Source organism: Marinagarivorans sp. (assembly GCF_982758155.1).
The window spans coordinates 1-8,513 of sequence record NZ_CEXWTU010000213.1; the positions used below are offsets into that span (position 1 = coordinate 1).

7 protein-coding genes are annotated in these 8,513 nt (G+C 47.8%); 3 read left to right on the forward strand and 4 right to left on the reverse strand.

Annotated features, from left to right (window positions below):
- Window positions 1-227: 227 nt before the first annotated feature.
- On the reverse strand, window positions 228-551 hold the full coding sequence (locus AC3A8L_RS17380) for a hypothetical protein (RefSeq protein WP_487963542.1): 324 nt from the start codon (window positions 549-551) through the stop codon (window positions 228-230).
- Window positions 551-907, reverse strand: a complete 357-nt coding sequence (locus tag AC3A8L_RS17385) for a RebB family R body protein (RefSeq protein ID WP_487963543.1) — start codon at window positions 905-907, stop codon at window positions 551-553. The genes AC3A8L_RS17380 and AC3A8L_RS17385 overlap by 1 nt, the downstream gene beginning before the upstream one ends.
- Before the next feature lie 341 nt (window positions 908-1,248).
- Here AC3A8L_RS17385 and AC3A8L_RS17390 point away from each other — a divergent pair, with 341 nt between their 5' ends.
- On the forward strand, window positions 1,249-3,858 hold the full coding sequence (locus tag AC3A8L_RS17390) for an AMP-binding protein (RefSeq protein WP_487963544.1): 2,610 nt from the start codon (window positions 1,249-1,251) through the stop codon (window positions 3,856-3,858).
- Window positions 3,859-4,056: 198 nt separating this feature from the next.
- Here the strand turns inward: AC3A8L_RS17390 and AC3A8L_RS17395 are convergent, their stop codons facing one another.
- Window positions 4,057-5,043: an NAD-dependent epimerase/dehydratase family protein gene (locus AC3A8L_RS17395; protein WP_487963545.1), complete on the reverse strand. Its 987-nt coding sequence runs from the start codon at window positions 5,041-5,043 to the stop codon at window positions 4,057-4,059.
- Between the two features lie 419 nt (window positions 5,044-5,462).
- Here AC3A8L_RS17395 and AC3A8L_RS17400 point away from each other — a divergent pair, with 419 nt between their 5' ends.
- Together AC3A8L_RS17400 and ilvN are read left to right on the forward strand one after the other, a co-directional pair.
- Window positions 5,463-7,217: an acetolactate synthase 3 large subunit gene (locus AC3A8L_RS17400; RefSeq protein ID WP_487963546.1), complete on the forward strand. Its 1,755-nt coding sequence runs from the start codon at window positions 5,463-5,465 to the stop codon at window positions 7,215-7,217.
- Entirely contained in the window at window positions 7,217-7,708 is a 492-nt protein-coding gene (ilvN, locus tag AC3A8L_RS17405; protein WP_487963547.1) for an acetolactate synthase small subunit, read from the forward strand. The genes AC3A8L_RS17400 and ilvN overlap by 1 nt, the downstream gene beginning before the upstream one ends.
- Window positions 7,709-7,811: 103 nt before the next feature.
- Here ilvN and rph read toward each other — a convergent pair.
- The coding region (gene rph, locus AC3A8L_RS17410; protein WP_487963548.1) for a ribonuclease PH at window positions 7,812-8,513 on the reverse strand (702 nt) is incomplete at its 5' end.

The following is an 8,513-nucleotide window of genomic DNA, read 5'->3' on the forward strand; positions in this document are numbered from 1 at the left end:
CTTTGAGCAACGAAGGTAAGGATGTCGACATCAAGCATTAGTGGATGAAATATTGTTTCCTCGTCCCTAACTTCCCGTTTTTGAATTCCTGGTGGCACGCTTGCCGTCGTTAAAAATATTTGCAATAGCCGGCTATTGCGCCATATTTTCGCCTCGCCAAGCGTGCACTCACAAAACCAAATTCCAGCAACTTATTTCGTGCACGCCCCTTAGCTTTTTATTGCTGTTTATTCTTCTGCCAGCACTTTGAATTGCTTTAGTGTCTCGAGGCAATACATTGTGGTTTTTTGTACATGCTGTTGGCTAAAGCTTAGAAAAACCTCGGCTTGTTTGAGTTCGGTCTCTCCTGCATTAATGTCGGTATCGATTTTTATCATGGCTTTACTGGCCATTGCACTGTAAAGCATTTGATTGTTGCGGTTAAAAGTGGCTACATCTTGCAACATACTGTTCATTACTTGCATTGTCGAAAGGTAGGCCATTTGAGCAATAGCTTGCGGGTTCTCGGGTAGCGAGTGCGTGCATGAAGCCGCTGATGTCTCATCCGGCATTATGATTGCTCCTCTTTGTTGGTGTCCTCTTTTAAGCGCTTTACGTGCTCTAGTTGTTGCTCTAAGGATTCGATGTGTTGATCTAGATGCTGTAAGTCTAAGCTCGTAAAGCTATTTTTAGCCTCATTTGAGCGCTGTTCGAACAATTTCTGAATGCCCAATGTTGTCGCGGCTTGGTAGGTCACGTTGGCCTGCTGTTGCGCATAAACCGCATTGGCCGCAGCCATAGCTACGGAATTACCAATGGTTTGATACAGCGAGCCCATCGCCATGGCGGGCGCTTCGGCGAGTACTTTGGTATTGACCTGAGTGATAGCATCGGTGATTTGTGAATTAACTGCAGTGGGTTCGGCCATTGTTAGCTCCAAGGTGTTATGCGCTTTGAGGCGCGCGGTGCTTATATATAGCGGGTTATGGTTTTTGATGTGTGTACTTACGCGCCAAATGTGAATTGTTATTAGTAGCGATTAATGGGCCTCTGAGTCTTGCGCTGGGTCTACCTCTTAGGTATTAAAGGTTCTTATTTGTATGACGTTTGAGCACTGTTGGTATCTGTAGGCCCTATACCCAGTGGTTTTACTCTGTAAGGCTCGCTTGTATAAGGCGAGCCTAGTGCATAGACTGTGCCTCTTTTTATCTCAGAGGGTTCGGCCCTCTGTTATCTCTGCAACTTTCTATATGCCACTTGGAGTATTGGATGAGCTCACAGAAAGACAGCGATGTAGTTGCCATATTAGCTAGCAACTCTTGCCAGTACGTATCTGAGGTGTTTCGCTGCCTTAATGATCAAAAAGCATACGCTTCTGTGCCTCACGGTTCTAGCCCAGATATTTTAAACGGGTTGAGTATTGCGCGGCGGGTAGAGCCTGAAAAGGTGTGTGGTTGGTATCGCGGTGAGGCTTTTAAGCCTAGTCAGTCTAGTGATATTGCTCAAATCGCCTTTAGTTCGGGCACAGAAGGTAAGCCCAAAGCGATTCAGATCTCGCATGCCGCATTGGCCAATACGACGAAGCGTTTGATTTCGGTAATGGCGTTGGATGATGAGATTCGAGAGTATGTGGGTATACCTGTGTACCATTCTTTTGGGTTTGGGCGCTGCCGTACTATTAGCGCTATTGGTGGTCAATTTTTCATCCCCGAGAATGGTTTTAACCCGCTCGAAATTTTGGATATGCTTGCGGTCGGGCAGATCAATGCTATTTCGGCGGTGCCTTCGCTATGGCGATTATTGCTTTCATCGGCGGAGCTTTTTGAGGACGTGGGTGGGAGCCTTCGGTGGATAGAAATCGGCAGCCAATATATGAGTCGTGAGGAAAAGCTGCAGTTAAAAGCTATTTTTCCCAACGCTAGAATTGTGCAGCATTATGGTTTAACCGAGGCATCCCGTAGTTCCTTTCTGGATATTAGCCGCTGCCCCGAAGAGCATCTTGAGTCGGTTGGGCAAGCGATACTCGATGTTGAGTTTCAGATTAACGCTGAGCAATGCATTCAAGTTCGCGGCCCCCACTTATCCAGTTCTATTTTAAAAGACGGTAAGGCTACTTCGATTGTTGATGCCGAGGGTTGGTTTACGACGAACGATTTGGGGCATATGAATAACGGTTATTTGTATTTTGATGGCCGTAGAGATGACTTGATTAATTGCAGTGGGGTTAAAATAGACCCCGAAAATTTAGAGGTTAAAGTTAAAGCTGGCTCCAATATAAAGCAAGGTTTTGCCATATTTGGTGGCGTTGATAGTGTGCGTGGCGAGGTGCCCGTATTGGCGATAGATAACGATACGGTGCAGCAGAGCGATGCTTTAAAGGCCGTATTTATACAAGTCTTGAAAGACAGCCATATCAATTTGGGGCGCGCGCCCGATATATTCTTAATGCCTGTGCTACCTAAAACGGATACCGGTAAAATTAAGCGTAAAGTGATTTCCGCAGACTATAAAAAACAAAGTAAGACAAAGAAAGAGGAGGTGCTTAGCCGTGGGGATGGCAATGATTTAAACGCTCAAATTATTGCTATTTGGCAGCAAGTTTTAGGGTTGGAGGTTGTGAGCCCTAAGGATAGCTTCTTTGATTTGGGCGGGGATTCGCTGTCGGCTATTCGTGTGAGTATGGCGATGGAAAAAGCTGGCGTATCTCGCGACGTGAGCCGAAAAGTTTTTCAGGGTTTATCAATAGAGCAAATTGTGGGGCATCATGCCGGTGGTTCGTCGGGTTCCATCGATGCGGATAATACGCCTTTGGCTAATGGTAGTCAGGCGATTAATATTGTCCGTGGTGTTTTGGTATTGTTGAATATTGCGGCGCATTGGGTACCCGGTATTATTGCGCGGTTGCCGCCCTGGGCTGCGACAATGAATCAGTATTTAGCTCCGCTGTATTCATCGGGGACGCCTGGATTTTCGGTTGTCTTTGGCGCCGGAATAGGTTATTTCATGTTTCCTCGCTACCTGAATAGCCCCAAGTCAGTTGTTAACTTAGCCTTACGTAATGCTTCAATTCTAACGGTTGGATTGCTGTGCCTTGGTGCTGTGCGAGTACTGAATAAACTCAGTGAAGGGGAATCGATAAGCGCCCTATATGTAGCAACGTCTGGCTGGTCAATTCTTGTGTATTATTTGGCGGCTTGCTTGTCGATACCTCTGTGGTTAAAGCTATTGTCGCATAAAAAGTTGGGTTTTTTCGCGAATGCCCTGCTGGCATCTTGCCTTTGTTATGCTATAAATTTGTTTGTGATTTCGTTAAAAATTCCTCCGTCGGAAAAATTCTATATCCAGCCTTTTATTCTTTTATTAACGGCTAAATATAAGTATTTTGAGTTGTCGAGCGGTGTATTGCTCGGCGCTGCATTTGGTTTTTTATTGCGGGATTATATTGTTAAAGGGCGGTCTTTGTCGGTTTTGGGTGTGATTGGTGTGGCGCTATCAGTATTGGCCATTTTAATTACCGTTGAAGGCGGTATTGCCGAGCGTTGGTGGATTTGGCCTAACCCTCGGGGCTTTTTGTGGATGTGGTTATTTTATGCTGGGACGGTATTACTTGGTTTGGTTTTAACCTATCACTGTATTCATCGTACGAATTTCAGTAGTGCGGGACAGTTTGTTAAAAATGTGATGACTATTATCGGGGTGATGGCTTTCCCGTTATACATTTTCCACGAGTTGGTGATGCCACTGAAAAGTCTGCTCGGAAACTTAGGGGTCCCTGGGGCGCTGCCAATAACATTAGCGCTGTTCTTTCTGGGCTCGCTGTATGTGGTTATTAAGCTTTACCATGTTTATTACGGAAAAGCCGAAAAAGTGGCGCTATAAGCTTTTTTGTAAAAAACAGGAGAAAGGCTGCGTTGGTTTTCTCCTGTTTTTATGGGCGCCTCTAAAAAGAGTAATTTTGTAGTGAGAGCAGGGAACCCCGCCTGGAGAACTGAAGTTCACGTGGTGTAAGTGAGGGTTCGAGAGCGGTACTGACGCCGCTATCGCCGGAAAAGTGCATTTTTAGAGATGCCCTTATGTTTAATTCGTCGATTGTTGGCTGCCCATCCTCACCAGCCGTTCAATCAATTCCTCATCCCCTTCATCAATCACCTGTCTATTTATATCCGCCTCAAACCACGCCAGCGTTTCTTTAATACCCTCTGCGTACGGTATAACGGCTTTAAATCCTGGCACTAAGCGTTTAATTTTGCTGTTATCAAACAGTGTGCTTACGGCTTTATCGCCTAACAGCGAGCCGGTTTCCTCGGGGGCTAGTTGGCAGATGGCGTCGCTGGTAACGTGCACAATGTTGGCGGTTACGCCCAATGCGGCGGCGGTTTGTTGGTAGATTGTATTCCAATCCAGTACTTCATCGGATGTAATGTGTACGGCTTCGCCAATGGCGGCGCTATTGCCTAGTAAGCCGATAAAGCCGTTGGCAAAGTCGCGGGCGTGGGTGAGTGTCCACAGCGATGTACCGTCACCTTGCACTACGATTGGCTGGCCTTTTTTCATGCGCGCGATGGTGTTGTAGTGTGTCCAGCCGCCAATGGTTAAAGGAATAACCGTGCTGTAGGTGTGCGATGGGCGCACTACAGTAATCGGGAATTCGACTTCTTGATAGGCTAGAAGCAGCGCGGCCTCGGCGGCGATTTTATCGCGCGAATATTGCCAGTGGGGGTTTTCCAGTTTGCGCTCTTCAGTAATGTACAGGCTGGGGCCGGGGTTTTGGTAGCACGACGCCGAGCCAATAAAAATATATTGTTTGCAGTGCCCGTTAAACAGTCGAATATCGCGCTGGGCGTGCTCTTCGGTAAAGCCTACCCAATTGACGACAACATCCCATTCGTGGCCCTGTAGTTTTTGCTTTGCACCCTTTTCATCGTTAATGTCGCAAGTAATATGATGGGCACCGGCTAGCGGTGTGTTGCGGTTGCATAACCAAAGCGCATGTCCGCCGGCAATGAGTTGCAGGCTGGTGCTTAGGCTGATGTTACCGGTACCGCCGATAAATAGAATTTTCATATACGCTTCCTAATTTGAGCCGCAAAAGGGGCTTTACTCGGGACCATGGGGGTGGCGTTGATGGAATATAGCGGCAGGCTAGAGATTTGGGCGCCTAATGGCAAGGGGAAGGCTTGAACTTTAAGGGCGCAACTGTGAAAATGGGCTATTCGCCAGATGGCGGGCAAAGGCTGGCCAACCTCAGCATCACTTTGCCCAAGGGTACCAACGGGGTATCCCAACCATCCGAAGTGCGGGAGCCTTTCATCCCTTAGGCTCCGCCCAGCTCGCAGCGGCTATCAGTCGCTGTTTTTCTTGGTGTTGGGTGTTACTTCATCTCATTGTTTACGCCTACTTAATCTGCTCGTTTTGCGTAGCGATGACAACCGTTTTAGTGGATGCCCCAAGGGGGGTATTCTCTTATAGAGAGGAAATTTAAGGTGGAACAATTATCCGGCGGCGATATGCTGCTGCGTGCTTTAGCCGACGAAGGCGTTGAGTGTATTTTTGGTTACCCAGGCGGTGCCGCGCTGCATATTTATGATGCTATTTATAGACAAAAATTGGTGCACCACATTTTGGTGCGTCACGAACAAGCGGCTACTCACGCTGCCGATGCTTATTCGCGTTCAACCGGTCGTACTGGTGTAGCACTTGTTACATCTGGCCCTGGCGCGACTAATGCGATTACGGGCATCGCAACGGCTTATATGGACTCCATCCCGATGGTGGTGATATCTGGCCAGGTGGTTAGCGATAAAATTGGTGAAGATGCTTTCCAGGAAACCGACATGGTCGGTGTTTCGCGCCCCATTGTTAAGCACAGCTTTTTGGTTAAAGACGCCGCGACAATTCCCGAGATTATCAAAAAAGCTTTTTATCTCGCCGCTACTGGGCGACCGGGTCCTGTGGTTGTGGATATCCCTAAAGATATGACCGCGCCCGATAAGCTTTTTGATTACGCTTACCCCGATAAAGTGCGCATGCGTTCGTATAACCCGGCCACACGTGGGCACGCAGGTCAGATCAAAAAAGCCATGCAGTTAATGTTGGCCGCTAAGCGCCCTATTATTTATGCCGGTGGTGGTGTTGTTCAAGGTAATGGCAGCGAGCAGTTAACAGCGCTGGCGCGACAGTTGAAAGTGCCGGTGACTAATACGCTAATGGGGCTGGGCGCGTACCCCGGTAACGACAAGCAATTTATCGGCATGTTAGGTATGCACGGCACAGTTGAGGCTAACTTTGCCATGCACAATGCCGATGTCATTTTTGCCATTGGCGCGCGCTTTGATGATCGCGTGACTAACTCGCCAGACAAGTTCTGCCCCGATGCCAAAATTGTGCATGTCGATATCGATCCTGCGTCTATTTCTAAAACAGTGCAAGCCGATGTGCCCATTGTTGGCCCAGTAGATAGCGTATTAGGCGATATGCTGCAGGTGCTTGCTGAGCTAGATCAAGAAATTGATGCAGATGCGCTTTCGGCTTGGTGGACAACTATTAATGATTGGCGTGAAAAGCACGGCATTAATACTAAGCCGCGTTACGACACCACGGGTGACTCTATTAAGCCTCAAGAGGTCGTTAGTGCGCTTTACGAAGTTACAGACGGCGAAGCCTACGTCACTACCGATGTTGGTCAGCACCAAATGTTTGCGGCGCAGTACTACCCCTTTAAATACCCGCGTCGTTGGATTACCTCTGGCGGTTTGGGCACGATGGGTTTTGGTTTGCCTGCGGCCATGGGCGTGCAGTACGCATTCCCTGATGCCACCGTTGCCTGTGTTACTGGCGAGGGTAGTATTCAAATGTGTATTCAAGAGCTTAGCGCGTGTACCCAATACCATTTGCCAGTTAAAATTATCTGCATTAATAATCAATCGTTAGGCATGGTTAAGCAATGGCAAGATATGCAATACAGTGGTCGTCACTCCGAAAGCCTGTATGAAGATTCACTGCCTGATTTTGTTAAATTAGCCGAAGCTTACGGTCATGTGGGTGTGCGTATTACTAAACGCGAAGAGCTAAAAGAAAAATTAGCCGAAGTCTTTGCCATGAAAGATCGCACCGTTTTTGTCGACATCATGGTCGACCCCAAAGAGCATGTTTACCCCATGTTGATTCCGGCGGGCGGTTCTGTGGGAGCGAATGGTTCCATGCGCGATATGTTGTTAAGTAAAACGGAGCGTACCTAATGAAGCGTATTATTTCAGTTTTAGTTGAAAACGAGCCGGGTGCACTTTCTCGTGTTGTGGGTTTGTTCTCGCAGCGCGGTTACAACATTGAAACGCTAACCGTTGCACCGACCGAAGACGAAACCCTATCGCGTTTAACCTTAACCACGATTGGTGACGATCACATTATTGAGCAGATCACAAAGCACCTTAATAAATTGATCGATGTTGTTAAGTTAGTCGATTTAACGGAAGGTGCGCACATTGAGCGTGAGTTAATGCTCATCAAAGTGCGTGCAACCGGTGCTCAGCGTGCAGAGGTTAAACGTTGCGTTGATATTTTCCGCGGTCAAATCGTGGACGTTACGGCTTCTGTGTATACCATTCAAATTGTGGGTAACAGCGATAAGTTAGACTCCTTTTTCCAAGCGGTTGGAGAAGCTTCTATTTTAGAGGTTGTTCGTTCTGGCGTTACCGGCATTGCCCGTGGTGAAAAGGTGTTGAGCTTGTAATTTTTATGTCTACCCTTTTACGCTAGCGTTGAAACGTAGACATAAAAAACCCAGGTATCACATTTGATACCTGGGTTTTTTTTCGCCTGAAGAGTGTAATTAATTATTCAGCAAGTGCGGCGTTTTGTAGCTCGATAAGATCTTGAATGCCTTTTTTGCCGAGCGCGAGCATGGCTTGGAATTCGTCTTCGGTGAAGGGGGCTTTTTCGGCAGTCCCTTGTATTTCAATAATGCCGCCATTTGCGGTCATCACTAAATTCATATCGGTGTCGGCGTCTGAATCTTCTGGGTAATCAAGATCTAAAACGGGAACACCTTGGTAAATGCCCACGCTCACAGAAGCCAGCATCGATATTAACGGGCTTGATGTGAGCGCACCGCTATTCTGCAGGTGGTTAAGTGCATCAACAACAGCAACGCAAGCACCAGTAATTGAGGCAGTACGCGTGCCGCCATCGGCTTGAATAACATCACAATCGACAACGATGGTGAACTCGCCCAGCGCGTCTAAATCCACTGCAGCACGCAGCGAACGACCAATTAAGCGCTGAATTTCTACGGTGCGACCGCCTTGTTTACCGCGAGCGGCTTCGCGGCCCATGCGGCTGCCGGTAGAGCGCGGTAGCATGCCGTATTCTGCGGTTAACCAGCCTTGCCCGCTACCTTTCAAAAAACCCGGTACGCCTTTTGTGACGCTCGCATTGCATAAAACGCGGGTATCGCCAAACTCGACAAGTACAGAGCCTTCGGCGTGTTTGGTATAGTTGCGAGTAATTTTTATGGGGCGAAGTTGGTTGGGGGTGCG

What these genes read in the sequence shown, in the direction of transcription:
- ilvN (WP_487963547.1), top strand. Translation starts at nt 7,217, where the DNA reads ATGAAGCGTATTATTTCAGTTTTAGTTGAAAACGAGCCGGGTGCACTT.
- AC3A8L_RS17380 (WP_487963542.1), bottom strand. Translation starts at nt 551, where the DNA reads ATGCCGGATGAGACATCAGCGGCTTCATGCACGCACTCGCTACCCGAG.
- AC3A8L_RS17385 (WP_487963543.1), bottom strand. Translation starts at nt 907, where the DNA reads ATGGCCGAACCCACTGCAGTTAATTCACAAATCACCGATGCTATCACT.
- AC3A8L_RS17395 (WP_487963545.1), bottom strand. Translation starts at nt 5,043, where the DNA reads ATGAAAATTCTATTTATCGGCGGTACCGGTAACATCAGCCTAAGCACC.
- AC3A8L_RS17390 (WP_487963544.1), top strand. Translation starts at nt 1,249, where the DNA reads ATGAGCTCACAGAAAGACAGCGATGTAGTTGCCATATTAGCTAGCAAC.